Below are 24986 nucleotides of genomic sequence, written 5' to 3' on the forward strand. Positions count from 1 at the left end.
GGTGCCGCGCGCCGGAGCCCGACGTGGCGAGCCGTGGGCTTCTGGATGATGTCAGCGTATCGCGGCGCTCAGAGGCGGGCATCGGTGGGAGCGGCTTTAGCCGCGATGCTTTGTTGTTGCTCCGTATCGCGGCTAAAGCCGCTCCCACCGTCCTTCCAGTGCAGTAGCGTCGCCGACTAACGTTCGATCTAGCCCTGCTTGGGCGGTGTCAGGCCCAATCCCTTGAGGATGATGCGTTCGAGGTTGTCGGCGGCATCTGCGTAGTCGGCCTTCTTCAGGCTGTTCTTGCCGGTGAACAGGCAGATCTGGCTGGCGAAGTCGGCGTAGTGCTGGGTGCTGCCCCACAGCAGGAAGATCAGGTGAGCGGGGTCGACCGGCTCCATCTTGCCGGCGTCGATCCAGGCCTGGAACACGGCGGCGCGCTGGCGGAACCACTCGCGGTAGTCCTGGTTGTAGTGGGCGGTCAGGTACTGGCCGCCGCTGATCACTTCCATGGCGAAGATGCGTGAAGCCAGCGGCTGGGTGCGCGAATACTCGATCTTGGCGCGGATGTAGCGCGACAGCGCCACGGCTGGGTCGTCCTCGGCGGACAGGTTGCTGAAGGTAGCGTCCCACTGGTCGAGGATGTTGTTCAGTACGGCGATGTACAGGCCCTGCTTGCTGCTGAAGTAGTAGTGCAGGTTGGCCTTGGGCAGCCCCACCGCCTGGGCGATGCTGTTCATGCTGGTGCCTTTGTAGCCGTGGCGGGCGAATTCCACTTCGGCGGCGGCGATGATGGCTTGTTCGTTCTTCTGGCGGATGCGGCCGGCAGGTTTCTCGGCGCTGGGGGCGGGGGAGGATGCGGGCATCGGGGATTCCGTACTGAGTGATCGGTTTCGTGTGCGCACTGATACCCCACGACGGGTCACGAAACAACCCCTGCGTGTCAAAAACGTGTGCTTTTTGTAGGAAGTGCAACTGTACCGGTGAAAGCCGGAGAAAACGCGCCAAAAATTCGACTGTTCAGGTCCGCCAAATGGCGCTGGAATAACGACGAAAAGCCTTGTGGTACGCGCGTTCCAGCTTAGTCGGCGTGGTCGACCGAACTGTGGATCAGCAGCCCGGCAGGCGTGCGAGTCAGCACATAAGATTCACACCAGCTGAGCAGCGGCTGACCGGCTTCATCCAGCAGCTCCCAGGTCAGGCTGGCGAACAGGTTGTGCGCGCCTAGCGCCTGGGTGTGCAGGTCGTGAAAGCGGCAGGTGCGGCAGCCTTGGTGGAAATACTCATCGAGCACCTGCTGGAAGTAGGCAGCGATCTGCTGCGTTTCGCTGAACAACCGGGCCTGGCCCTGGTCATCCAGCGCCAGATAGGGCAGGCCATAGCGCTGGGCGATCAGCTCGCCGTCGGCGGCGGCGAAGTCTTCGGCGAAGCGGGCGAAGAACTGCTGCGCCTCTTTTCGGGTGTCCATTGGCAACGCCTGTCACAGACCGGTGCCGGCCAGCGCTTCGAGGAAGGTTTCCAGCACCAGTTGCGGGCGCCGGCCCTTGCGTGTCACCGAGGCCAGGGTCAGGTCGTAGAAACGCTCATTGGGCTTGAGTACGCGCAGGCGGCCCTGCTGCACCCACTGCTGAGCGTAGTGATCCGGCAGATAGCCGATGTAGCGCCCGGTCAGCAGGAGGAAGGCCATGCCCTCGCGGTCCGAGGCGCTGGCGGTGCAGTTGAGCACCTGATACTGGCTCTGCACCTCGGCCGGCAGGCGGAAGGTCGGGGCGATGGCTTCCTGGGCGTTGAGGCGTTCGTCGGCCAATTGGCTGTCGTCCACGTAGAACAGCGGGTGGCCTACGGCGCAGTACAGCAGCGAGCGCTCGTCGTACAGCGGCTGGTACTCCAGGCCGGACAGCGGATGGCTCTGCGGCACCACACCAACATGCAGGCTGCCGTCGAGCACGCCCTGTTCCACTTCCGAGGGCGGCGTCATGCGGATCTGGATGCGCACGTCCGGGCCTTTCTCCTTGAGCCGCGCCAGCGCGTGGGTGATGCGCATATGCGGCACGGTCACCAGGTTGTCGGTCAGGCCGATATGCAATTCGCCGCGCAGCTCGCGGTGCAGGCCGTTGACCCCGTTGCGAAAGCTCTCCAGCGCGCCGAACAGCTGCAGCGCCGACTGGTACACCTCGCGGCCTTCCTCGGTCAGGGCGAAGCCGGCGCGGCCGCGCTGGCACAGGCGCAGGCCCAGGCGCTGCTCCAGGTCGCTCATCTGCTGGCTGATCGCCGAACGGCCAATGCCCAGCACGGTTTCCGCGGCGGAGAAGCCGCCGCACTCGACCACGCTGCGGAACAGGCGTAGCAGGCGAATCTCGAAATCACTGACCTGGGCCAGCGGGTCTTGGCGGCGTGCGCTCATTGTTTACTCATGGCTAAAGTAAATATTCGAAGATTTGGATTTTCGTGACTTTATGCCCGTGGCACCTTTCGTTGCAACAAGACCACAGTGCCGCTCTGGAGAGCCACGATGAACATGCCGCAGACCGAAATCCCGTCCCTGGCCAGCCAGCTCAAGCTGGATGCCCACTGGATGCCGTTTTCCGCCAACCGCAACTTCAAGCGCGACCCGCGCCTGATCGTGGCCGCCGAAGGCAACATCCTGATCGACGACAAGGGCCGTCGCGTGTTCGACAGCCTCTCCGGTCTGTGGACCTGTGGCGCCGGCCACAGCCGTAAGGAAATCCAGGAAGCCGTGGCCAAGCAGCTGGGCACCCTCGACTACTCGCCGGGCTTCCAGTACGGCCACGCGCTGTCCTTCAAACTGGCCGAGAAGATCGCCGACCTGATGCCGGGCGAACTCAACCACGTGTTCTTCACCGGTTCCGGCTCCGAGTGCGCCGACACCGCGGTAAAAATGGCCAAGGCCTACTGGCGCCTGAAAGGCCAACCGACCAAGACCAAGTTCATCGGCCGCGCCCGTGGCTACCACGGCGTCAACATCGCCGGCACCAGCCTCGGCGGCATCGGCGGTAACCGCAAGATGTACGGCCAGCTGATGGACGCCGATCACCTGCCGCACACCCTGCAGCCGCACCTGGCCTTCACCAAGGGCATGGCCGAGACCGGCGGCGTGGAGCTGGCCAACGAACTGCTCAAGCTGATCGAACTGCACGACGCCTCCAACATCGCCGCCGTCATCGTCGAGCCGCTGTCCGGTTCCGCCGGCGCCATCATCCCGCCGAAGGGCTACCTGGAGCGTCTGCGCGAGATCTGCACCCAGCACAACATCCTGCTGATCTTCGACGAAGTGATCACCGGCTTCGGCCGCATGGGCAAGTGGAGTGGCGCGGAATACTTCGGCGTCACCCCGGACATCATCAACGCCGCCAAGCAGATCACCAACGGTGCCATCCCGCTGGGCGCGGTGATCGCCTCCAAGGAGATCTACGACACCTTCATGCACCAGGCCACTCCTGAGCACATGATCGAGTTCACCCACGGCTACACCTACTCGGCCCACCCGGTCGCCTGCGCCGCCGGCCTGGCCACCCTGGAGCTGCTGGAGCGCGACGGCCTGCTGCAGCAGTCCGCCGCCCTGGCGCCGCACTTCGAGAACATGCTGCACGGCCTCAAGGGCAGCCAGCACGTCATCGACATCCGCAACTGCGGCCTGGTCGGTGCCCTGCAACTGGCCCCGCGTGACGGCGACCCGACCATCCGCCCGTTCGAGGCCGGCATGGCGCTGTGGAAGGCCGGTTTCTACGTGCGCTTCGGTGGCGACACCCTGCAGTTCGGGCCGACCTTCAACACCAAGCCGGAAGAGCTCGACCGCCTGTTCAACGCCGTCGGCGAGACCCTGAACAAGCTGGACTGATGCACCGCTTCCACCCCTCTCCCTCTGGGAGAGGGGCCGGGGGTGAGGGACTGCCGGGCAACTTCGAGCTGCCTGTTTTTCCTCCCCCCTGACCCTCTCCCAGGGGGAGAAGGGACTGAACCCAATTAAGTCGAGATACGAGAGAGCACCCATGAGCAACATCGGACACCTGATCAACGGCGAGATCGTGCACAGCAACGGTCGCACCCAGGCCGTCTTCAACCCGTCCATCGGCGAGCCAGTGCGTCAGCTGGAGCTGGCCGACCAGGCCACCCTGCGCGCCGCCATCGACACCGCCAAGGCCGCCTTCCCGGCCTGGCGCAACACCCCGCCGGCCAAACGCGCCCAGGTGATGTTCCGCTTCAAGCAGCTGCTGGAGCAGAACAAGGACGCCATCGTCGCCCTGATCAGCGAAGAGCACGGCAAGACCATCGAAGACGCCGCCGGCGAACTGCAGCGCGGCATCGAGAACGTCGAGTACGCCTGTGGCGTGCCCGAGCTGCTGAAAGGCGAATACAACCGCAACGTCGGCCCGAACATCGACAGCTGGAGCGACTTCCAGCCGCTGGGCGTGGTTGCCGGCATCACCCCGTTCAACTTCCCGGCCATGGTGCCGCTGTGGATGTACCCGCTGGCCATCGCCTGCGGCAACTGCTTCATCCTCAAGCCTTCCGAGCGTGACCCGAGCTCGACCCTGATGATCGCCCAGCTGCTGCACGAAGCCGGCCTGCCCAAGGGCGTGCTGAACGTGGTCAACGGCGACAAGGAAGCCGTGGACGCGCTGATCGAAGCGCCGGAAGTCAAAGCCATCAGCTTCGTCGGCTCCACGCCGATCGCCGAATACATCTACACCGAGGCCAACCGTCGCGGTAAGCGCGTACAGGCCCTGGGCGGCGCCAAGAACCACGCCGTGGTCCTGCCGGACGCCGACCTCGACAACACCGTCAACGCCCTGATGGGCGCCGCCTACGGCTCCTGCGGCGAGCGCTGCATGGCCATCTCCGTGGTCGTGGCGGTGGGTGATCAGGTTGCCGACAAGCTGGTCGAAAAGCTGGTACCGAAGATCGAAGCCCTGAAAATCGGCGCCGGCACCTCCTGCGGCCTGGACATGGGCCCGCTGGTCACCGGCGCGGCGCGCGACAAAGTCAAGGGCTACATCGACGCCGGTGTGGCGCAGGGCGCCAAGCTAGTGGTCGACGGTCGCGGCCTGAGCGTGCCGGGCAACGAAGCCGGCTTCTTCGTCGGCGGCACCCTGTTCGACAACGTCACCCGCGAGATGAGCATCTACCAGGAAGAAATCTTCGGCCCGGTGCTGTGCATCGTGCGCGTCGGCAGCCTGGAAGAAGCCATGCAACTGATCAACGACCACGAATACGGCAACGGCACCTGCCTGTTCACCCGCGACGGTGAAGCGGCGCGCCTGTTCTGCGACGAGATCGAAGTCGGCATGGTCGGCGTCAACGTACCGCTGCCGGTGCCGGTGGCCTACCACAGCTTCGGCGGCTGGAAGCGCTCGCTGTTCGGCGACCTGCACGCCTACGGCCCGGACGGTGTGCGCTTCTACACCAAGCGCAAGACCATCACCCAGCGCTGGCCGCAGCGCGCCACGCACGAGGCGGCGCAATTCGCCTTCCCGAGCAACAGCAACAGCTAAGCACTACCAGGGCTGGTCTTCGGACCGGCCCTTTTTTTGCTCTGTATTTGGGAGCTTACGGATTACTTGTGGGAGCGGCTTCAGCCGCGATTGCTTTTGTAGGAGGGGCTGGGCGGCATCCCGCTTGGCTGCGACTACAGGCAACACAAGTTCTGTCTCTGTGGGATCGGCTGGGCGGCACTCCGCTTCAGCCGCGATAGCTCTTGGTTGGGCCAATCGCGGCTAAAGCCGCTCCCACATAGACCGAGCAACACCCAGCAACACCGAACAACCTGCCGCGCGGGCGCGGCATTGGTGCAGTGAACCGGCACAGATCGGGACGCGGCACCCCTTGGGCGAGCGGACTCACGTTTCAGGTGAACCGCTAGCCCGCTCTCCCAAGGGCAGCCCACTTCAACCATTTAGAACCGGTTCAGGAGTGGGTGCGCTAGAGAAAAACAAGGCAAAAGCGGGCGAGGGTGCGGAGTTTACGCCCTGTAAATGAGCAGCCCGAGCCCGCTTTCAACGCAGTTTTTCCGACGCGCAATCACTCCTGGGCTGGTTCTCAGAAGAGGACTACCCAAATGAGCAAACCCATGATTGGCCTTCCCCTGTGCCGCTGGCAGCTGACCGACCGTGACATCGGCTGGTTTCACCTGGTCGGCGAAAAGTACATCCAGGCAGTCACTGGCTTTGACGCCTTCCCCCTGATGATCCCGGCCTTCGCCGACGATCTCGACCTCGACACCGTGCTCGACAGCGTCTCCGGCATCATGTTCGGCGGCTCGCTGTCCAACGTGCACCCGAGCTTCTACGGCGACGACCACCCCGGCCTGGGCCTGGCCGACAAACCCCGCGACGCCACTGTGCTGCGGCTGATGCGCGCTTGCATCGAGCGTGGAATTCCGTTCCTCGGCATCTGCCGTGGCGTGCAGGAACTCAACGTGCTGTATGGCGGCACGCTGCACCGTGAAGTGCATGAGGTGGAAGGCCGCATGGACCACCGTGAGCGCAAGGGCGTGCCGGATGATGTGGCCTATGGGCCGATGCACAGTGTTCGCCTCACTGAAGGCGGCGTGCTGCACAAGCTGCTCGGTGAGCGCGAGATCAGTGTCAATTCGCTGCATGGGCAGGGGATTGATCGGCTCGGTGAGGGGCTACAGGTTGAGGCTGTCTGTGAAGACGGGCAGATCGAGGCCGTCAGCGTGAAGGGCGCTAAGGCTTTTGCGGTGGGGGTGCAGTGGCATCCGGAGTATCGGTATTGGGAGAAAGCCGATTACAACGCGCTGATTGGGGCGTTTCATGAGGCGGCGAGGGAATATCAGGCCAGTAAGTTGATTAATCGTAAGTACGTTGTAGGCGTATGATTGGTAATTGTCAGTAGATGTTAAGTGAAACTAATAGCCCTGTCGAATGATGGGGCTATTAGCTTAAGTAGTTATATGTTTAGTAATCTGCAGATATAAATACGTCATCCGCCTTTCCGTTGCGCTCGATGTTGTCAGTTCCTTCGAGGTTTGGTTGCTTTACAGATATAAAGCTGACAGGCAGTCCTGGTTTTATTTTTGTATCGCGCTGCCCTTCGCGGATATTGCTGATATAGAAGTGCCAGCTATCTCCATTGGACTCAATAAAACCGTAATTTCCAAGCCAGCGTTTCACTGTGCCTTGAATTCGCTCTGGTATGGCGGTTTTGTTCTTTGCTCTTATGAAGCATTGGTCGATTGTTTCGTTATCTATTAAAAACAATTCGGAGTGGCTCTTGACCATTTTCTTTAGCGTGGCATGCCCATACGTTCTGGGGTCGAATGCAGAATTTATGGATTTTAATCTTTTTCCGTAGGCTCCTAAGTTTACTGGCTCGCCGAGCGCTGAGCAGTCGGTATATGCTCTGAGTAGCAGAGACTCTACGCTGGTTTCTTCTATGATGGACTCATAAACAGGTTCTGTGGTTTCTAGGTTGTCTACATATACAAAATTTAGGCACGCTTTTATTAGCCGATCAGGCGTATTCCTTCTGCCGATGCCCATCATATATAGGCCGCGCTCTCTGATGCGTTGGGCAAGGCTGTAGAAGCCGCCGTCACTGGAAACTACACAAATCGCATTAATTCTTTTATTTGTGGATATCAGCTCAATTGCGTCCATTATTAAGGCATGGTCTGCGGCATCTTTTCCGTAGTGAAATTGCTGCTCTGGTCTGAAGCTGTAATTTTGTAGTGCATCTTTCCATGGCGTCATAGATGGCTGTGTCCAGTCGCCATATACCTTTCGAACGGCTGCTACTCCAAGTCGTTCTACTTCATTGACAATTTGGCCTAGAAGACTGCTGCCAACATTTTCTCCATCAATTAATACTGCGAAAACTAGCTCTTTTGTCATTTAATTTCCAAAGTAATTTTTGTCTGCATGAGTTTTTAGGAGGCTGCTTAGATACTCGATAATAATCGAGGTGGCCCCGTTTAATCCTGAAATCACGCCTTTCGCCTTCTTGGCGAGTCACTTTCTCTTTGCTTGTGCAAAGAGAAAGTAACCAAAGAGAAAGCACACCCGGCATCCGGCCCCGCCTGCGGCGGGGTTCCTTCGTTCCATCATTGTTCCAGGGGCACGCCGCGAAGGGCCATCCTTGGCCCATCGCGGCTCTCGCGACATCCATGCCGCTCAACCCCTGGCTCAACGATTCCACTCAGCCTCCTGACGGGACCTGATCCCGGCCCGACCTTTTGGTGGAAGGTTGTGAGTGTGGCGGTGGCTTTTGAGTCTGTTGATGGTTCCCACGCTCCGCGTGGGAACCCCTCCGGGGACGCTCTGCGTCCCGCAGACGCGGAGCGTCTGTGGCTGCATGCCCACGCAGAGCGTGGGCACGATCAGCGCGCGATGAAGAGAACCGACAACTCCGACCGGCCTGAAACGCGAAACCCTCATGCGCGCAAACTCCCCGTCAGTAGGCCGAGTGGAGGTGTTGCGGAGGGGGACGAGCCGCATGGATGCGGCGAGAGGCTTAAAGGGGCATGGACGCCCCTTGTAAGCCGGCCCCCGGAGCGGCACCGGAAGGAGGGGAGTCGAGCGCAGCGAGACCCGGATGCCGGGGTGTGTTTCTTTGCTTACTTTCTTTGCACAAGCAAAGAAAGTGAGGCGCCCAGCAGGGCGAAACTGGATTACCTGGCAAGGCGTGATTTGGCTATTGCAGGCTAGGCAATAAGCAACATGCGCGACGCAACCTGTAGTCGAATGCCGAGGAAGGTGCTGAGGAAAGACTTGAATAAGCAGGCCACCGAACAGGCAATGGCCGCTCGGCAAAGCTGAAGGAGTCAGGCTAGGAATCGTGGCAATCACCGCCATGAACAGCGCATCCCTGCAAATCGATACCCGACCTTACCGCCAATGACTGGCCCAACGCCATACCTGACAAACCCGTCAACTAGAAACAACAAGCCCCGCATCTGCGGGGCTCGTGGTCACCAATGCCGGTGATGGTGCTTGTGCCTGTGCTTATGGCCATGCTTGTGCCCATGACCGTAACGGTAACGCGGCGGCTCCGCGACGTAATACACCGGCGCGCGGCGGTAGTAGACCGGGCGTGGTTGCACATACACCGGCTGTGCATAGACCGGCTGTGGGTAATAGGCCACCGGGGGCGGCGGGGCGTGGTACACCGGCGCCGGCTCATAAACCCGTACCGGCCGCTGGCTGGCAATAACACCGCCGATGATGGCGCCAACCGCCACGCCAGCGGCCACGTCGCCGCTGTCCGCCGCGTAAGCCTGCTGTTCACCAAGCAAGGCAAGGCTGGCCAGCAGGCCCGTGATGAGGGGGATGCGTGCACCCATGATCGAAACTCCTCTGCTACCGGACTGTCCGGTTACAGCTTCGACTGGGCCAGTCGGCCTCTGTATCCATCCTGAAATGTAAAACCTGAGTAAAGCCTTGGGGCTTTCCCGCGCTCTGTCGTTTTGCGCTTTACTCCTTGCAACGCGGAGATGGGGGGGCACCATGAGGCGTATCGGGGGCTACGGAGGCTGCTGGCCGGCACTCGGTCTGGCGCTGCTGCTGGCGTTGGGCGGCTGCACGGGGCGGCTGGATCACGCCAGCATCATCAACAAGACGGCGGAGCTCAACCCGCGCGAGCTGCTGCAGAGCGACGTCGACCGCATGGCGACCCTGGCCATGCGCAACAACCTCAACAGCCTCTATCGGCTGATGGGCAAGCTGTACCAGCGCAACCCCAAGGAATGGCGCAAGAGCGGGCTGGCCAGCCGCTCGGCGGCCGAGCAGGCCATTCACCAGGCCATTGAGCACAACCAGCCCTTGCCTCAGTTGGGCGGGCGACGCGATGTGGCGGCGCTCAGCTATGCGCTGGGGCCGGATTTCCAGGGTGACCGGGTGGGTGCCTTCATCTATGCCCTGGGCAGCATGCTGGTCACCGCCCATGGCGGGCGAACCGAGTTCTACCTGACTGATTCCTTCAACGCCGAGTTCATCCACAATGCTGCGCGCAACGTGGAGAAGGCCGCCTGGATGCTCGGCCAGCGCCGCGACGAGCAGGGCCGGCCGCTGTTGCTGTCCAACGAGGCCGGCAACCTCAGCTATGCGGTGGAGTTCGGCAAGATGGTGGCGCGCCTGGACCTGCTCACCCATGTGCTGGAGGAGCGTTACCGGCGCATGGGCGCCAATTACGCGCAGAGCCTGATGTTCATCAACTTCCTGCCGGTGCAGTGACGCCTTATTGCTCCCAGCGGTGCAGGATCGCGTCCAGTTCGCCGCGCTCGCGCAGGTTTTCCAGCGCCTCGGCGAACTGTTCGGCGCGGGCGCGATCGCCCTTGGCGAAGGCGACGTAGCGCGGCATTTCCACCAGTGACCTGGGCAGCAGGCGTACCTGCTCCTGGGCGCGCTGTTCCTGGACGAAGTAGAGCAACTGAGTACGGTCGCCGACGATGATGTCGATGCGCCCAGCCAGCAGCATGGACACGAGTTGGCGCGGGTTCTGTGCGCTGGTGTCGCGCGACAGGTCGGCCTTGTCGAAGTCGGCCTGGTAGGCATAGCCACGCACCTGGCCGATGACGAAGGGGTGGAAGTCGTCGAGGCTGCGCCAGTCTTCGATCTTGGTCTTGTGGGTGGTCATGAACACCGTGGAGCCGGTGCGCAGCGGGCCGACCAGTTCGTACTGGGCCTTGCGCTCGGGGGGGCCGGCGAACTGGAAGGCCATGTGCGTTTCGCCGCGGTCGAGCATGCGCTTGACCCGCTCCCAGGGGTACAAACGCAGCTGATAGTCGACCTTGGCCTCCTTGAGCACGGCTTCGACCAGTTCGACGTCCAGGCCGCGCGGCTGGTCGCTGTCGAGAGTGACGAAGCTGTAGGGGGCAAATTGTTCGTCGCCGACCACCTTCCAGGGTTGGGCGTACAACCACGGGCTGACCAGCAACAGCAGGGCAAGCAATAGAACGCGCATGGTGACCACCCCCGACCAGGCAAGGGCACGTTGCGTGCCCACGGGTATCAGCCTAGTCGAGCGTGGCGCATCAGACCTTGCGCACGAACTCCGATTTCAGCTTCATGGCGCCGATGCCGTCGATCTTGCAGTCGATGTCGTGGTCGCCGTCGACCAGGCGGATGTTCTTCACCTTGGTGCCAACCTTGACCACCAGCGAGCTGCCCTTGACCTTGAGGTCCTTGATCACGGTGACGGTATCGCCGTCCTGCAGCAGGTTACCGACCGAGTCCTTGATCACGCGGGCGTCGTCATCGCCCTGGGCGGCGGCCTCGGCCGACCATTCATGGGCACATTCGGGGCAGACCAGCTGGGCGCCATCTTCGTAGGTGTATTCGGACCCGCACTTGGGGCAGGGCGGCAGGGTGCTCATGATGGACCTCGACGGTGTGGCTGCGAAAAGCCGCGCATTGTATAGGGTTTTATCTCCGTTCAGGGCGTATTGACGGTCTGCGGCCAGTTGAGGGTGCCGGCGCTGCTGAAACGCGCGGTGCCGAACAGGCCTCCACCCAGTTTGCCGCGCAGCTCGTAGGGCAGGTTGCGGCCCTGCTGGTAACCGGCGGCGGCCCAGGCCTGGCGCATCACGGAGAAGGCCGAAATGGTCACCGGGATCTTCAGCAGCGCCTCGCCGAAGCGCGGCACCTGGCCACTGGCATCGCTCACGCCGCTGGCCAGGGGCTGCTGGTTGACGTCCAGTTCCACGGACAGGCCGTTGTAGTCGATCACCCTGTCGTTGGGGTTCTGCACTCGCAGCACCACGGCGAAGCGCATCTCCATGCCCTGCGCCGGCAGGGGTTCGAGGCCAACCAGATCGATGCGCAGCGGATCGCGCGGGCCGAGCATCGCACAGCCGTGCAGGGTCAGGGCGAGCAACAGGACGAGCAAAGTTCGCAGGGAGTACTGGCGCATGGGCTGGCTCCACGATGGCTGATAGCGACTAGCAAAGCGCGTCGGGCCGCAAGACTCAAGCGTGGAAACGCTTGGGCGGTACTGCACTGCAATCGCGACGCTTCTGTGCGGCTTGGGTCGCGGCCAAGGCCGCTCCTACAGCGCGGAGATGGAACATCGTGGGAGCGGCTTTAGCCGCGATGCTCTTCCGTCGATCTCATCGCGGCTAAAGCGGAGTGCCGCCCAGCCGCTCCCACAAAAGCAGTTTGCCCCTACCCTGTTTCAGTAACTGAACCCTGTATAAGGGCCGCTCAGCCAGTTCCACAAATAACTTGTCTATGCCCCTTTGCCGTTGGACAAACAGGGCAGGCAGAAACGAAAAACGGGGGCCGAAGCCCCCGTTTCTGGTGATGCCGAGCGCGAGGCTTACAGCACCTCGAACAGCCCGGCTGCGCCCATGCCGCCGCCGACGCACATGGTGATGACCACGTACTTCACGCCGCGACGCTTACCTTCCAGCAGGGCGTGGCCGACCATGCGCGCGCCGCTCATGCCGTAGGGATGGCCGATGGCGATGGCGCCGCCGTTGACGTTCAGCTTGGCCGGGTCGATACCGAGCTTCTGTGCGCTGTACAGCACCTGGCAGGCGAAGGCTTCGTTGAGTTCCCACAGGCCGATGTCATCGACGGTCAGGCCGTGCTGCTTGAGCAGCTTGGGTACGGCGAATACCGGGCCGATGCCCATTTCTTCCGGGGCCAGACCGGCCACGGCCATGCCGCGGTACAGGCCCAGCGGCTGGATGCCACGCTGGGCGGCCAGGGCGCCGCTCATCAGTACGCTGGCGCTGGCGCCATCGGACAGCTGGCTGGCGTTGCCGGCGGTGATGCAGCCGCCTTCGATGACCGGCTTGAGGTTCTGCAGGTCGGCCAGCACGGTCTGCGGGCGGTTGCCTTCGTCCAGGCTGAGGGTGACTTCCTGGTAGCTGACCGCGCCGGTTTCCTTGTCGACCAGTTTCTTGGTGGCGGTGACCGGCACGATTTCATTGGCGAACAGGCCGGCAGCCTGGGCGGCAGCGGTGCGTTGCTGCGACAGGAAACCGTACTCGTCCTGGGCTTCGCGGCTGATGTTGTAGCGCTTGGCGACGATCTCGGCGGTCTGCAGCATCGGCATGTAGGCGTGCTCTGCCATCTTCACCACGTTCGGGTCGAAGTCGGCGCCGGACCATTTCATGTGGGTGTTCTGCACCAGGCTGATCTGCTCCTGGCCGGCACCGACGGTGACCTGCATGCCGTCGACCATGATCTGCTTGGCGGCGATGGAGATGGCCATCAGGCCCGAGGCGCACTGGCGGTCGATGGTCTGGCCGCTGACCGACAGCGGCAGGCCGGCGGCGAGGGTGGACAGGCGCGCCAGGTTGATCGCGGCGGTGCCGCCCTGCATGGCGGTACCCATGACCACGTCTTCGATCTCACCCGGCTCGATGCCGGCGCGCTCGACGGCGGCGCGCAGGGCGACGGCGGCCATGGACGGCGACTTGAGGTCGTTGAAGGCGCCGCGGAAGGCCTTGGCGATGGGCGTGCGGGCGGTGGATACGATGACGGCGTCTTGCATGGCAGGTTCCTCTGGAGTTGTTGGGGGTCAATCGCGCAGCAGGCGGGCGAGTGCCGTGCGCAGGGGATCGGGGATGCTCACCGGACGGTTGCTAGCGCGGTCGACGAAGACGTGGACGAAGCGCCCGGCAGCGCAGGCTTCCTCTTCGCCGGCCTTGAAGATGGCCAGCTCGTACTGCACCGAGCTGTTGCCCAGCTTGCCGACGCGCAGGCCGACTTCGATGCGTTCGGGGAAGGCAATGGAGGCGAAGTAGTCGCAGGAGGAACTGACCACGAAGCCGATGACTTCGCCCTCGTGGATATCCAGGCCGCCAACCTCGATCAGGTAGGTGTTCACCGCGCTGTCGAAATAGCTGTAGTACACGACGTTGTTGACGTGACCGTAGACGTCGTTGTCGTGCCAGCGTGTGGTGATCGGCTGGAAGTGGGCGTAATCGCCGCGCAGGTGTTGCGGTGGGTTCATGCTCGTTCCTCGTTCTTGCGCCTCACCCTAAGGCCTGGGCGTGGCGCGGGATACTTTGATTCGTGGGCTGTATTGCGAGCTATAGCTCCCCTCTCCCTTTGGAAGAGGGGCAGGGCGGCCCGCGTAGGGTGAGGGACTCAACAGGCTGCTCCGAGTGGCCTGCGTCACCCTCACCCCAACCCTCGGCTTTGGCATCCTGCGTCGCCCTACCTCCTGCATCCATGCAGTCGTCTTCCAGGGGGAGAGGGGGTTACTCAGTACGCCGCCTGGTAGATCGCCAGCGCGTCGGCTTCGCTGACTTCACGCGGGTTATTCACCAGCAGGCGCTGCTGCAGCATGGCGTCGCTGGCCAGTTGGCCGAGCATGGCCTCCGGCACGTTGGCGTCGCGCAGGCGGCTGGGCAGGCCGCAGCGTTCGTTGAGTGCTGCCAGTTCTTCGATGAACTGCGCGCACAGTTGCTCCGCATTGCCGGGACGCAAGCGCTCACCGAGCAGCAGCGGGGCCAGTTCGGCATACAGCGCGGTGGCGACGGGGGCGTTGAAGCGCAGCACGTGTGGCAGCACCAGTGCGTTGGACAGACCGTGAGGAATGTGGAAGTGCCCGCCCAGCGGGTAGGCCAGGGCATGCACCGCCGCCACCGGTGAGTTGGCGAAGGCCTGGCCGGCGAGCAGGGCGCCGAGCAGCATGGCTTGGCGCGCCTCGCGGTTCTGCCCGTTGTGCACCGCCTGGTCGAGATTGGCGGCCAGCAGGCGCAGGGCCTCGCGGGCCAGCAGGTCGGACAGCGGGTTCTTCTTGATCTTGCTGGTGTAGGCCTCGATGGCATGCACCATGGCGTCGATGCCGGTGGCGGCGGTCACCGCCGGCGGCAGGCCGAGGGTCAGGTCGGCGTCGAGCAGGGCCAGATCGGGCAGCAGCAGCGGCGAGACCACGCCCATCTTGGTGGTTTCGCCGGTGGTGATGATGGCGATCAGCGTCACTTCCGAACCGGTGCCGGCGGTGGTCGGCACCTGGATCAGCGGCAGGCGCTTGCCCCGGGCATTGCCCACGCCGTAGATGTCCTTGAGGCCCTGGGCGCAGTCGGGGTGGGCGAGCAGGGCGACCAGCTTGGCCACGTCCATCGAGCTGCCGCCGCCGAAACCGACGATCAGCTCGGCCTTCAGTTCGCGAGCGCGCTCCACGGCGTTGAGCACGATGGCCTCGGGCGGATCGGCGATCACCTGGTCGAACACCGCCACTTCCACGCCGGCACTGGCGAAGCCCGGCAGCACGCCGTCGAGCAGGCCGAAGCGGGTGATGCCGGGGTCGGTGACGATCAGCACGCGGTGTGCCTCGCGCTCCCGGCACAGCTCGGCCAGGCGTGCGGCCGAGCCGGATTCGCAGAGGATCTGGGCGGTGGTGGCGAAACTGAAGGGCTGCATGAGGGTTCCTCCGATGAGTCAGGGCTGGGCCGGCGCGGGGCGCTGGCGGGCGAAGAAGTCCCAGATCGCCTGGGGGCCGTCGAAGCCGCTCAGGGTCGGGCCGAGCAGGCGTGGGGCGCGGAAACCGGCCTGCGGCAGCAGGTGGCCGCCGCCGATCAGGCTGTACAGGGCCACCTCGGCGCGTTCGGCGCTTTGCCATTGGTCGAGCGTAGCGCGTTGTGCCGGGGCGTCCGGGTTCTGCCAGGCGACGCTGCTGCGTACGGCGTCCCGGGCATAGCCGGCGCGTTCGGCGAAATAGCTGGCCGACGCGTAGGCCGCGCGCACTTCGCCGCGGTTGCCCAGGCCGAACAGGGTGACCACGCCGCCGTTGTAGGGGTTGATCGGGTCGCGGGTGCCGTTCATCAGCAATACCGGCACGCTGCCGGCCACCGACTGGCAGTCGAGGTTGTCGTCGGTCGGCAGGTTGGCGGCGAAGGCGGCGACGCCGGCCAGCAGCTGCGGCTGTTCCAGGGCGATGCGCAGGCCCAGGTGGCCGCCATTCGAGTAGCCGGTGAGGAAGGCGCGGCGAGCATCGGCGCCGTGCTGGCTGGCAAAGCGCTGGATCAGCGCGGCGATCAGGCCGATGTCGTCGATGTTCTGCGCGCGCGCCGGGTAATCCGCCGTGCGTCGGCAGTCGTTCCAGTTGCGCTCGAAGCCCTGCGGGTAGACGACGATGAAACCGTGCTGATCGGCCAGGCGCTCGAACTCATAGGCGCTGTAGCGGCGAATGTCGTCGATGGTCTGCAGCGAACCGTGCAGGACGAACAGCAGCGGCGCCTTGGCCGGCAACTGGGCGGGGATGTAGTAGGCGTAGTCGCGTTGGCGCTCGCCGAGGGTGATCTGGCCCTGCTGCAAGGCGGCGCTCAGGCTCGGTTGCGTGGGGGCGGGGGTATGGAGGAAATAGCCGTACAGCCCGGCGAGGGTCACGGCGATCAGTAACAGCAGGCTCAGCACGATTTTTATTATTTTCATTGGTGCCTCTCGGGATGCGGGTTTTCGGTGTGCGTTCGCGGCCAGCCCGGCAATTGCCAGGGCTGGCCGCGAGATCCGCTTACAGCGCGAAGCTGTCTTCCGGCATGGCCATCAGGCAGCCCGCACCACCGAGCAGGGCTTCGCGGTGGGCGCTGGCACGCGGCAGCACGCGGCGCAGGTAGAACGCCGCGCTGTGCAGCTTGGCCTGGTAGAACTCGGCCTCGCCGCTACCGCCGTCCAGTGCAGCCTGCGCCGCCGTGGCGGCCTGCAGCCAGAAACCGGCCAGCAGGACATAGGACGAGTACTGCAGGAAGTCCACCGACACGGCGCCGATTTCCTCGGCATCCTGCTGGCTCATGGCGATCACCTGGCCGGCCAGTTCGCGCCACTGGCGCAGGCGGGCGATGACCACGTCAGCCATCTCGGCCAGGGCTGGCTGTGCGGCGGCCTGGGTGGCCTGGGCCAGCAGCTCCTCGATCAGCCCCTGCAGCTCGCTGCCGCCGTCGCCCAGTAACTTGCGGCGGATCAGGTCCAGCGCCTGGATGCCGTTGGTGCCTTCATAGAGCTGGGTGATGCGACTGTCGCGCATCAGCTGTTCCATGCCCCACTCGCGGATGAAACCGTGGCCGCCGTAGACCTGCACCGCGTGGCTGGCCACTTCCTGGCTCATGTCGGTGAAGAACGCCTTGACGATCGGGATCAGCAGGGCGGCGCGCTTGGCCGCGGCCTTGCGCTCGGTCGCGTCTTCGGCGCCGTGTTCCAGGTCGAGTTGGCGCGCGGTGTAGGCGGCGAGCATGCGGCAGCCTTCGACCAGGCTCTTCTGGGTCAGCAGCATGCGCCGCACGTCCGGGTGGACGATGATCGGGTCGGCGGCTTTTTCCGGTGCCACGGCACCTTTCAGGCCGCGCGACTGCAGACGTTCGCGGGCATAGCTCAGCGCACCCTGGAAGGCCGCTTCGCCGATGCCCAGGCCCTGCAGGCCAACCTGGAAGCGTGCGTCGTTCATCATGGTGAACATGCAGGCCAGGCCCTGGTTGGCTTCGCCGACCAGCCAGCCGGTGGCGCCGTCGAAGTTCATCACGCAGGTGGAGGCGCCCTTGATGCCCATCTTGTGCTCGATGGCGCCGCAGGACAGCGCGTTGGCCGCGCCCGGCGTGCCGTCGGCATTGGCGATGAACTTGGGTACCAGCAGCAGGCTGATGCCCTTCACCCCGGCTGGAGCGTCCGGCAGACGGGCCAGGACCAGATGGACGATGTTCTCCGACATGTCCTGTTCGCCGCCGCTGATGAAGATCTTGTTGCCGCTGACCTTGTAGCTGCCGTCGGCCTGCGGTTCGGCCTTGGTGCGCAGCAGTGCCAGGTCGGTACCGGCCTGCGGTTCGGTCAGGCACATGGTGCCGGTCCACTGGCCGCTGACCATCTTGCCCAGGTAGTCGCGCTTGAGCGCTTCGCTGCCGTGCTTGTGCAGGGCCAGCACGGCGCCTTCGGTGAGGCCGGAGTAGATGCGGAACGACAGCGAGGAGGCCATCAGCATCTCGTGGAAGGCGAAGCTGACCAGCTGCGGGAAGCCCTGGCCGCCAAACTCGACCGGCCCGGTCATGCTCGCCCAGCCGTTGTCCACATATTGCTGGTAGGCGGCGCGGAAGCCCTTGGGCGTGCTGACCTTGCCGTTTTCCAGGCGGCAGCCTTCCTCGTCGCTGTTGCGATTGAGCGGGGCGATTTCATTGCCGGTGAAGGCGGCGGCTTCTTCCAGCACGCCGTCGATCAGCTCGCGGTCCAGGCCGTTGCCCAGGCGTTCGCAGTGGCCGGCGACGTCGAACAGTTCGTGGAGGACGAAGCGCATGTCGCGCAGGGGGGCTTGGTAGCTCATGCTTTACCTTCCTGTACGTCGCTGAATTGCTTGCCGTCGGCCACCAGGCGGTCGATCAGCTTGGCCGGCTGCCAGCGCTCGCCGAGGTGCTCGCGCAGGTGCAGCAGGCGCTCGCGGATATGCGCCACGCCCTGGGCATCGGCCCAGGCCATCGGGCCGTCGGCGGGGAAGCCGTAGCCGTTGAGGTAGACCAGATCGATGTCACGGCTGTTGGCGGCGATGTTCTCTTCGAGGATCTTTGCGCCCTCGTTGACCAGGGCCAGCAGGCAGCGTTCGAGGATTTCCTCGGCGCCGACGTTACGGCGCTGGTAGCCGAGGCGCTCGGATTCGCGCTGCACCAGGTCGTCCACCAGCGGGTCGTGCTCGGCCTGGCGGCTGCCCGGGGCATATTGGTAGTAGCCCTGGCCGGATTTCTGGCCGAAGCGGCCCAGCTCGCAGAGGCGGTTGTCGACCTGTACCTGGTCGACGTCCTGGCCCTTGCCGGCCAGCTCGCGGGCACGCCATTCCAGATCGATGCCGACCACGTCGTACATGCGGAACGGGCCCATTGCGAAGCCGAAGCCCTGCAGCACGCTGTCGATCTGGTGCGGGAAGGCGCCTTCCAGCAGCATGCTGCGCGCCTCGAACACGTAGGTGTGGAGCATGCGGTTGCCGATGAAGCCGTCGCAGTTGCCGGCCACCACGCTGATCTTGCCGATGCGCTGGCCCAGGGCCACGGCGGCGTCGAGCACGGCCGGCGCGGTCTTGGCGCCACGCACGATCTCCAGCAGCTTCATGATGTGCGCCGGGCTGAAGAAGTGCAGGCCGAGCACGTCCTGCGGGCGCTCGGTGACGGCGGCGATGGCGTCGATGTCCAGCGCCGAGGTGTTGCTGGCGAGGATCGCGCCCTGCTTCACGGTGCTGTCCAGGGTGCGGAAGATCTGCTGCTTGAGTTCCAGGTTTTCGTAGACCGCTTCGATCACCAGATCGACCTCGGCCAGGTCGGCGTAGCCGCTCACCGCCTGGATGCGCGAGCGGCGCAGGCTGGCTTCGCCGGGCGTGATGCGGGCCTTGGCGACGTTCTGCGCCCAGGTGTCTTCGGCCATCTTGAGGCCGGCGGCCACCATGTCCGGGTTGTTGTCCAGCCACAGCACCGGAATGCCGGCGTTGGCCAGACTGATGACGATACCGCGGCCCATGGTGCCGGCACCGATCACGGCGGCCTGTTCGATTTTGTAGTTGTTGCTCATAGCCTTACCTCGGTCACGAAAAACGGAACTGACGCACCTTATGCAAGGCAGTACTATTTGAGAAATTTTGACTTGTGATAAGAAGTATTTAGTCAGTGAATATCTCGACCTTCGACCTCAACCTGCTGCGCGTGCTCGATGCCCTGTTGCGTGAGCGCAATGTGTCGCGGGCCGCCGAGCGCCTGGCGCTGAGCCAGCCGGCGGTTAGCAATGCGCTGGGTCGCCTGCGCGATCTGCTCGACGATCCGCTGCTGGTCCGCGTGGGGCGGGCCATGCAGCCAACGCCGCGGGCCCTGGAGCTGGAAGGACCGATTCGCGCGGCGCTGCGGCAGATCGAGGAAAGCCTGAGCGAAGGTACGCGCTTCGACCCGGCGCACAGCCGCCAGCGTTTCACCATCGCCATGACCGACTATGCCGAGATGCTGCTGATGCCGCGCCTGCTGCCGCGCCTGGCTGAGCAGGCACCCGGCGTGCGCCTGGATGTGCGTCACCTGACGCCGCGTCTACCGGCCGAAGCCCTGGAGAAGGGGGAGCTGGATCTGGTGCTGGGTCGTTTCGAGGCACTGCCCCCGCGTTTTACCGGCAGTCGCTGGATGAGCGAGACGCTGCAGGTAGTGGCCTGCAAGGGGCATCCACAGCTGCGTCAGGGCCTCGACCTGCAGCGCTTTCTCGAACTTCGTCACCTGTGGGTGCACGGCGGGCAGACGCGCGGCATGGTCGAACAGTGGCTGGGCGAGCAGGGCCTGGTCCGGGAGATCGTCTACAGCACGCCGAACTACCTGCAGGCCGCACACATTGCCGCCGGCAGTGAGCTGGTGGCCGTACTGCCGACCCGTCTGGCGCAGTATTTCGCCGGCCTTCTGCCGCTGCAACTGTTCGACCTGCCCTTCGAGCTGGGGCCTTTTCATCTGGATGTGGTCAGCCTGGAGTTGCGCCAGCGTGATGTCCCCCTGCAGTGGCTGGTGGGTGAGATCATCGCGCTGGGCGATAGTGCGTGAGCCTCGGCGCTGTCCGTAGCGGGTTGCGCATGAACGGTGGTCGTGGTGCCATCACGGCTGCATATAACAAAGGAAAAAACGCCATGCATGCTCCTGTACTCCTCTCCGGTCTGTTGGCCGCCGTCTGTCTGGCTGGCTGCAACGAGGGTTCGAAGATGGCCATCGAGCAGGGCTATGGCCCACAGCCGAAACTGCCGGCGCCCAGCGAAGGGCTGCTGCCCACCGTCAACATTGCACCGGCCGTGGGCTGGCCCGAGGGGCGCCAGCCGACGGCAGCCCCTGGCACCGAGGTCAACGCCTTCGCCGGTGAGCTGGATCATCCGCGCTGGCTGTACGTGCTGCCCAACGGCGACGTGCTGGTGGCCGAAAGCAATGCACCGGCCCGCGAGAGCCGTGGCCTGAAGGACTGGATCGCCGGCAAGATCATGGCCAAGGCCGGGGCGGGTGTGCCCAGCGCCGACCGCATCAGCCTGCTGCGCGATGCCGATCAGGATGGCGTCGCCGAAACGCGCACGGTCTTCCTCGACCAGCTGCATTCGCCGTTTGGCATGGCGTTGGTGGGTGATCAACTGTACGTCGCCAATGCCGATGCGCTGGTGCGCTTCCCCTACCAGGAGGGCCAGACCCGCATCACGGCCAGCGGCGAGACAGTCACCGACCTGCCGGCGGGCCTCAACCACCATTGGACCAAGAACGTCATTGCCAGTCCTGATGGACGCAAGCTGTATGTCACGGTCGGCTCCAACAGCAATGTCGGCGAGAACGGCATGGATATCGAGGAGGGGCGTGCGGCGATCTGGGAAGTCGATCCGGCCAGCGGCGACAAGCGCCTCTTCGCCAGCGGTCTGCGCAATCCCAACGGCCTGGCCTGGGAGCCGGTGAGCGGCAAGTTGTGGACATCGGTCAATGAGCGTGACGAGCTGGGCGACGACCTGGTGCCCGACTACATCACCTCGGTGCAGGACGGCGGTTTCTATGGCTGGCCCTACAGCTATTTCGGCCAGCACGTCGATGAGCGGGTGCAGCCGCAGCGGCCCGATCTGGTCGCCAAGGCACTGGTGCCGGATTACGCCCTGGGCTCGCACACCGCCTCGCTGGGCATTGCCTTCGCCGAACAGGCGCAGCTGCCACCATTCAAGGAGGGGATGTTCATCGGCCAGCACGGCTCGTGGAACCGCAAGCCGCACAGTGGCTACAAGGTGATCTTCGTACCCTTCAAGAACGGCAAGCCCGACGGCATGCCGCAGGATGTGCTGACCGGCTTCCTCGACGAGGACGAACAGGCGCTGGGGCGCCCGGTGGGCGTGGTCGTCGACAGCCAGGGCGCACTGCTGGTGGCGGATGATGTCGGCAACCTGATCTGGCGGGTCAGCGCCAAAGCCGATGAGTAAGCCGGTGTCGCGCTGGTTGCCTGGGCTGCTACTGCTGCCGGGGCCGTTGTGGGCCGCCGAGGTGCTGCTGCTCGAACCCTCGGTGATCACCGGCTCGCGCAGTGCCGAGCGCAGCTTCGACCTGCCGTTCTCGGTCGACAGCCTGGACCGCACCACCCTCAGCGAAGGGCAGCCGGGGATCAATGCCTCGGAAGTGCTGCAGCGGGTGCCGGGGCTGGTGGTGCAGAACCGGCAGAACTACGCCCAGGACCTGCAGGTCTCGTCGCGCGGCTTCGGCGCCCGCGCCACGTTCGGTGTGCGTGGCATCAAGCTGATTGCCGACGGCATTCCGGCCAGTACGCCGGACGGCCAGGGCCAGCTGGCGACGTTCGACCTGGACAGCGCCGAGCGTATCGAAGTGTTGCGCGGGCCGATGGCGACCCTCTATGGCAGCAATGCCGGCGGCGTGATCCAGCTGTTTTCCCGCGATGGCGAGGGCCCGCCGCAGGTGGCGGCCGGCACGGCCTGGGGCAGCGATGGCCTGGAGCGCCAGCGGCTGAGTGCCGAGGGCGGCAATCAGTGGGGCGGTTTTGTTCTCGATACCTCGCGGCTGGATACCGACGGCTACCGCGACCACAGCTCGGCGCGGCGCGAGCAGAGCTTCGCCAAGCTGACCCTGCACCCGGACGACGCCACGCGCCTGGCCCTGAGTTTCAGTGACTTCAATCAGCAGAGCGATGACCCCCTCGGCCTGACCTGGGACGCTTATCAGGCCGACCCGCGCTCGACGCCGGCGGTGGCCGAGCTGTTCGATACGCGCAAGAGCATCGACCAGCAGCAGGTGGGGCTGAACTTCGAGCGCCAGTTCGACATGGGCACGCTGCAGAGCACGCTGTACAGCGGTACTCGGCGGGTGGTGCAGTACCAGTCGATTCCGGTGGCGGTGCAGAGCAACCCGACCCAGGCGGGTGGGGTGATCGATTTCGAGCGGACCTTTCACGGCGGCAGCCTGCGCTGGCTGCAGCCGGTCGCGGCGCTGCCGGGCGAGTTCGAGTGGATCGTCGGGCTGGACTATGACGCCAGCGAGGATGACCGCCAGGGCTACGAGAACTTTGTCGGCAGCCAGTTGGGCGTCAAGGGCCGCCTGCGGCGTGACGAAATCGATACGGTGACCAGCCTCGACCCCTACCTGCAGGCCAACTGGCGTCTTGGCGACTGGTCCCTGCAGGCGGGGCTGCGGCACAACCACGTCGAAGTGGAGGTCGACGACCACTACCTCAGCAACGGTGACGACAGCGGGCGGCGCACCTACCAGCAGACCACGCCTGCCGTTGGCGTGCTGTACGCCTTCACGCCCGCGCTGCACGGCTACTTCAGCGTTGGCCAGGGCTTTGAGACGCCGACCCTGACCGAGCTGGCCTATTCGCCGAATGCCGGCGGCTTCAACCTGGAACTCGATGCCGCCACCAGCCTCCAGTACGAGCTCGGCCTCAAGGCGCAGTTTGGCGAGGCGACGCGCCTGAACGCCGCGCTGTTCCAGATCGAAACCGACGATGAGCTGGTGGTGGCCAGCTCGACCGGTGGGCGCAGCACCTACCAGAACGCGGCGCAGACCCTGCGCCGCGGCTTCGAGCTGAGCCTGCAGCAGCAGTGGAGCGAGCAGTGGAGCAGCAGCCTTGCCTACACCTACCTGCAGGCCACCTACGATGGCGATTTCAGCAGCGCCGGGCGGCCCATCGAGGCGGGCAATCGCCTGCCGGGCGTACCCGCCACCAGCCTGTTCGGCGAGCTGCTCTGGCGCCCGAGCGACACCCTCTCCACCGCCCTGGAGGGGCTGTACCGCAGCAAGGTCTATGTCGAGGACAGCAATCAGCAGCGCGCCGCGCCGGGCTACGCGCTGTTCAACTGGCGCCTGCGCCACGAGCATGTCCTGCAGCAGTGGACCTTTGGTCAGACCCTGCGGGTGGATAACCTGCTGGACCGCGACTACATCGGCTCGGTGATCGTGGCCGAGGGCAACGGTCGTTACTACGAGCCGGCACCGGGGCGTAACTGGTATGTCGGGGCCGACCTGGCCTACCGTTTCTGAGCAGCTGCTCGGGATCGGGCGCCTGGTTTTCAGCGCGCTGGCGGGGGCCCGTTGCTCCCCTGTTCCAGCGAGGCCGATCACTTCCGCTAGGAAAGGGCCGTTGTCTCAGGGCGTCCTTGACCTGGCCGGTGCAGGGCCTGCCCGGTTAATGTCGGCGGCACGATCCGCCCGGTTGCCCAGGTACCAGCCGAGCATGGCCCATACCGCAGCACAGCCGGCGCCGACCAGCGCTATCAGCACGGCGCCCTGGCCGAGGGTGTCGAGCAGGCTCTTGGCCCAGCCGCTGAGTGCATCACCACCGCGGTAGACCACGGTGTCGATGAAGTTCTTCGCCTTGTACTTGGTTTCGGCATCGAGCGGGGCGAACAGCATCTCGCGGCCGGGGCGGACAAAGGCATATTCGCCGATGCGCCGCACGATCATCAGCCCCGCCAGTACCGCGAAGGTCGGCGCCAGGGCCAGGCCGACGAAGCCCAGGCACATCAGCAGCGGGACGGCCGTCAGCAGCATGCGGATGCCCAGGTGCTGGGCAACCCGCCCGGTGATGAACAGCTGGCTGGCCAGTGCGCCGGCCTGCACGACGAAATCGATGCTGGCAAAGACTCTGACCTGGGCGTTGCGCTCGGGAAACAGTTCGGCCACCAGACGCGCCTGCTCGAAGTAGAGAAAGGTGCTTACCGTCGCCAGCAATACCACGAATGCCGCCACGCCGAGCAGGTAAGGCGAATGCAGCACCCGGGTCAGTCCGCTGAAGGGATTGCCCGGCACCGGGTGGCGCGGATTTTCGCTGGGGGCGGCGCCTGGCCGTCCAGCCCCGCACCGCTCTCGCCAGGCCATCAGCCCGTGTTTGAGCCACAGGGCCAGCCCCAACAAAAGGGTGGTCAGCAGGATCAGCCCCGCAGCGTCCAGCTGCGCGATCAGCAGAGCGCTGAGCGCCGGCCCACTCAAACCGCCCAGACTGGCGCCGGCGGCGATAAAGGCAAACAGGCGCTTGGCCTGCAGTATGTCGAACACATCGGCCATCAGGCTCCAGGCCAGCGAGACGACGAACAGGTTGTAGATCGGAAGAGCGTCGTGT

22 protein-coding genes are annotated in these 24986 nt (G+C 64.5%); 7 read left to right on the forward strand and 15 right to left on the reverse strand.

Annotation, left to right across the window (positions count from 1 at the left end):
* Positions 1-188: 188 nt before the first annotated feature.
* The 3 genes from P7A97_RS17275 to P7A97_RS17285 form a co-directional block, all read right to left on the reverse strand.
* Entirely contained in the window at positions 189-848 is a 660-nt protein-coding gene (locus P7A97_RS17275; RefSeq protein ID WP_277691320.1) for a TetR/AcrR family transcriptional regulator, read from the reverse strand.
* Positions 849-1063: 215 nt separating this feature from the next.
* Entirely contained in the window at positions 1064-1450 is a 387-nt protein-coding gene (locus P7A97_RS17280; RefSeq protein ID WP_277691322.1) for a hypothetical protein, read from the reverse strand.
* Positions 1451-1462: 12 nt separating this feature from the next.
* Complete coding sequence (locus P7A97_RS17285; RefSeq protein ID WP_277691323.1) at positions 1463-2386, reverse strand: LysR family transcriptional regulator; 924 nt, start codon at positions 2384-2386, stop codon at positions 1463-1465.
* 108 nt (positions 2387-2494) lie between these two features.
* Between P7A97_RS17285 and P7A97_RS17290 the strand changes: the two genes are divergently transcribed.
* From P7A97_RS17290 to P7A97_RS17300, 3 genes are all read left to right on the forward strand, one after another.
* Positions 2495-3841: an aspartate aminotransferase family protein gene (locus P7A97_RS17290; protein WP_277691324.1), complete on the forward strand. Its 1347-nt coding sequence runs from the start codon at positions 2495-2497 to the stop codon at positions 3839-3841.
* 151 nt (positions 3842-3992) lie between these two features.
* A complete protein-coding gene (locus P7A97_RS17295) occupies positions 3993-5495 on the forward strand; it encodes a CoA-acylating methylmalonate-semialdehyde dehydrogenase (protein ID WP_277691325.1) in 1503 nt (500 codons plus the stop codon).
* A gap of 575 nt (positions 5496-6070) precedes the next feature.
* The gene (locus tag P7A97_RS17300) at positions 6071-6841 is read left to right on the forward strand and encodes a gamma-glutamyl-gamma-aminobutyrate hydrolase family protein (RefSeq protein ID WP_277691326.1); all 771 of its coding nucleotides are present in this window, start codon (positions 6071-6073) and stop codon (positions 6839-6841) included.
* 79 nt (positions 6842-6920) lie between these two features.
* On the opposite strand, the gene P7A97_RS17305 is transcribed toward P7A97_RS17300, so the two are convergent.
* Together P7A97_RS17305 and P7A97_RS17310 are read right to left on the reverse strand one after the other, a co-directional pair.
* Positions 6921-7856, reverse strand: coding sequence for an NYN domain-containing protein (locus P7A97_RS17305; protein ID WP_277691328.1), 936 nt, complete (start codon positions 7854-7856; stop codon positions 6921-6923).
* Between the two features lie 1076 nt (positions 7857-8932).
* Positions 8933-9304 carry a hypothetical protein gene (locus tag P7A97_RS17310; protein ID WP_277691329.1) on the reverse strand — a complete coding sequence of 124 codons (372 nt, stop codon included), beginning with the start codon at positions 9302-9304 and terminating at the stop codon, positions 8933-8935.
* Between the two features lie 163 nt (positions 9305-9467).
* Here P7A97_RS17310 and P7A97_RS17315 point away from each other — a divergent pair, with 163 nt between their 5' ends.
* The gene (locus P7A97_RS17315) at positions 9468-10193 is read left to right on the forward strand and encodes a hypothetical protein (protein ID WP_277691330.1); all 726 of its coding nucleotides are present in this window, start codon (positions 9468-9470) and stop codon (positions 10191-10193) included.
* Between the two features lie 4 nt (positions 10194-10197).
* Here the strand turns inward: P7A97_RS17315 and P7A97_RS17320 are convergent, their stop codons facing one another.
* The 9 genes from P7A97_RS17320 to P7A97_RS17360 all read right to left on the reverse strand — a co-directional run bounded on the left by P7A97_RS17320 (position 10198) and on the right by P7A97_RS17360 (position 19451).
* Complete coding sequence (locus P7A97_RS17320) at positions 10198-10923, reverse strand: transporter substrate-binding domain-containing protein (RefSeq protein WP_277691331.1); 726 nt, start codon at positions 10921-10923, stop codon at positions 10198-10200.
* A gap of 70 nt (positions 10924-10993) precedes the next feature.
* Positions 10994-11335, reverse strand: coding sequence for a zinc ribbon domain-containing protein YjdM (locus P7A97_RS17325; protein WP_277691332.1), 342 nt, complete (start codon positions 11333-11335; stop codon positions 10994-10996).
* A 59-nt stretch (positions 11336-11394) separates the two neighbouring features.
* Positions 11395-11871 carry an LEA type 2 family protein gene (locus tag P7A97_RS17330; protein ID WP_277691333.1) on the reverse strand — a complete coding sequence of 159 codons (477 nt, stop codon included), beginning with the start codon at positions 11869-11871 and terminating at the stop codon, positions 11395-11397.
* Between the two features lie 405 nt (positions 11872-12276).
* Complete coding sequence (locus P7A97_RS17335) at positions 12277-13461, reverse strand: acetyl-CoA C-acyltransferase (protein ID WP_277691334.1); 1185 nt, start codon at positions 13459-13461, stop codon at positions 12277-12279.
* Between the two features lie 27 nt (positions 13462-13488).
* Positions 13489-13923, reverse strand: a complete 435-nt coding sequence (locus tag P7A97_RS17340) for a thioesterase family protein (protein ID WP_277691336.1) — start codon at positions 13921-13923, stop codon at positions 13489-13491.
* Positions 13924-14177: 254 nt separating this feature from the next.
* Positions 14178-15341: an iron-containing alcohol dehydrogenase gene (locus P7A97_RS17345; RefSeq protein WP_277691337.1), complete on the reverse strand. Its 1164-nt coding sequence runs from the start codon at positions 15339-15341 to the stop codon at positions 14178-14180.
* An 18-nt stretch (positions 15342-15359) separates the two neighbouring features.
* The gene (locus tag P7A97_RS17350) at positions 15360-16352 is read right to left on the reverse strand and encodes a PHB depolymerase family esterase (RefSeq protein WP_277691339.1); all 993 of its coding nucleotides are present in this window, start codon (positions 16350-16352) and stop codon (positions 15360-15362) included.
* Positions 16353-16431: 79 nt separating this feature from the next.
* Positions 16432-18222: an acyl-CoA dehydrogenase C-terminal domain-containing protein gene (locus tag P7A97_RS17355; protein ID WP_277691340.1), complete on the reverse strand. Its 1791-nt coding sequence runs from the start codon at positions 18220-18222 to the stop codon at positions 16432-16434.
* Positions 18219-19451: a 3-hydroxyacyl-CoA dehydrogenase gene (locus P7A97_RS17360; protein ID WP_277691341.1), complete on the reverse strand. Its 1233-nt coding sequence runs from the start codon at positions 19449-19451 to the stop codon at positions 18219-18221. Before P7A97_RS17360 ends, P7A97_RS17355 begins: the two co-directional genes overlap by 4 nt.
* 95 nt (positions 19452-19546) lie before the next feature.
* Here P7A97_RS17360 and P7A97_RS17365 point away from each other — a divergent pair, with 95 nt between their 5' ends.
* The 3 genes from P7A97_RS17365 (at position 19547) to P7A97_RS17375 (ending at position 23908) form a co-directional block, all read left to right on the forward strand.
* Positions 19547-20449, forward strand: a complete 903-nt coding sequence (locus P7A97_RS17365) for a LysR family transcriptional regulator (RefSeq protein WP_277691342.1) — start codon at positions 19547-19549, stop codon at positions 20447-20449.
* Positions 20450-20532: 83 nt separating this feature from the next.
* Positions 20533-21840, forward strand: coding sequence for a sorbosone dehydrogenase family protein (locus P7A97_RS17370; protein WP_277691343.1), 1308 nt, complete (start codon positions 20533-20535; stop codon positions 21838-21840).
* Positions 21833-23908 (forward strand): TonB-dependent receptor, encoded by a 2076-nt coding sequence (locus tag P7A97_RS17375; protein WP_277691345.1) that lies wholly within the window; start codon positions 21833-21835, stop codon positions 23906-23908. Before P7A97_RS17370 ends, P7A97_RS17375 begins: the two co-directional genes overlap by 8 nt.
* A gap of 105 nt (positions 23909-24013) precedes the next feature.
* Here P7A97_RS17375 and P7A97_RS17380 read toward each other — a convergent pair.
* Positions 24014-24986: MFS transporter (locus P7A97_RS17380; RefSeq protein ID WP_277691347.1), on the reverse strand; the 973-nt coding region annotated here is incomplete at its 5' end.

Origin of the sequence: Pseudomonas sp. GOM6 (genome assembly GCF_029537485.1) — a bacterium.
GTDB lineage: Bacteria > Pseudomonadota > Gammaproteobacteria > Pseudomonadales > Pseudomonadaceae > Aquipseudomonas.

Excerpts from the sequence above, each read along its gene's own strand:
- P7A97_RS17275 (WP_277691320.1), bottom strand. The coding sequence starts at position 848 with ATGCCCGCATCCTCCCCCGCCCCCAGCGCCGAGAAACCTGCCGGCCGC.
- P7A97_RS17280 (WP_277691322.1), bottom strand. The coding sequence starts at position 1,450 with ATGGACACCCGAAAAGAGGCGCAGCAGTTCTTCGCCCGCTTCGCCGAA.
- P7A97_RS17285 (WP_277691323.1), bottom strand. The coding sequence starts at position 2,386 with ATGAGCGCACGCCGCCAAGACCCGCTGGCCCAGGTCAGTGATTTCGAG.
- P7A97_RS17290 (WP_277691324.1), top strand. The coding sequence starts at position 2,495 with ATGAACATGCCGCAGACCGAAATCCCGTCCCTGGCCAGCCAGCTCAAG.
- P7A97_RS17295 (WP_277691325.1), top strand. The coding sequence starts at position 3,993 with ATGAGCAACATCGGACACCTGATCAACGGCGAGATCGTGCACAGCAAC.
- P7A97_RS17300 (WP_277691326.1), top strand. The coding sequence starts at position 6,071 with ATGATTGGCCTTCCCCTGTGCCGCTGGCAGCTGACCGACCGTGACATC.
- P7A97_RS17305 (WP_277691328.1), bottom strand. The coding sequence starts at position 7,856 with ATGACAAAAGAGCTAGTTTTCGCAGTATTAATTGATGGAGAAAATGTT.
- P7A97_RS17310 (WP_277691329.1), bottom strand. The coding sequence starts at position 9,304 with ATGGGTGCACGCATCCCCCTCATCACGGGCCTGCTGGCCAGCCTTGCC.
- P7A97_RS17315 (WP_277691330.1), top strand. The coding sequence starts at position 9,468 with ATGAGGCGTATCGGGGGCTACGGAGGCTGCTGGCCGGCACTCGGTCTG.
- P7A97_RS17320 (WP_277691331.1), bottom strand. The coding sequence starts at position 10,923 with ATGCGCGTTCTATTGCTTGCCCTGCTGTTGCTGGTCAGCCCGTGGTTG.
- P7A97_RS17325 (WP_277691332.1), bottom strand. The coding sequence starts at position 11,335 with ATGAGCACCCTGCCGCCCTGCCCCAAGTGCGGGTCCGAATACACCTAC.
- P7A97_RS17330 (WP_277691333.1), bottom strand. The coding sequence starts at position 11,871 with ATGCGCCAGTACTCCCTGCGAACTTTGCTCGTCCTGTTGCTCGCCCTG.
- P7A97_RS17335 (WP_277691334.1), bottom strand. The coding sequence starts at position 13,461 with ATGCAAGACGCCGTCATCGTATCCACCGCCCGCACGCCCATCGCCAAG.
- P7A97_RS17340 (WP_277691336.1), bottom strand. The coding sequence starts at position 13,923 with ATGAACCCACCGCAACACCTGCGCGGCGATTACGCCCACTTCCAGCCG.
- P7A97_RS17345 (WP_277691337.1), bottom strand. The coding sequence starts at position 15,341 with ATGCAGCCCTTCAGTTTCGCCACCACCGCCCAGATCCTCTGCGAATCC.
- P7A97_RS17350 (WP_277691339.1), bottom strand. The coding sequence starts at position 16,352 with ATGAAAATAATAAAAATCGTGCTGAGCCTGCTGTTACTGATCGCCGTG.
- P7A97_RS17355 (WP_277691340.1), bottom strand. The coding sequence starts at position 18,222 with ATGAGCTACCAAGCCCCCCTGCGCGACATGCGCTTCGTCCTCCACGAA.
- P7A97_RS17360 (WP_277691341.1), bottom strand. The coding sequence starts at position 19,451 with ATGAGCAACAACTACAAAATCGAACAGGCCGCCGTGATCGGTGCCGGC.
- P7A97_RS17370 (WP_277691343.1), top strand. The coding sequence starts at position 20,533 with ATGCATGCTCCTGTACTCCTCTCCGGTCTGTTGGCCGCCGTCTGTCTG.
- P7A97_RS17375 (WP_277691345.1), top strand. The coding sequence starts at position 21,833 with ATGAGTAAGCCGGTGTCGCGCTGGTTGCCTGGGCTGCTACTGCTGCCG.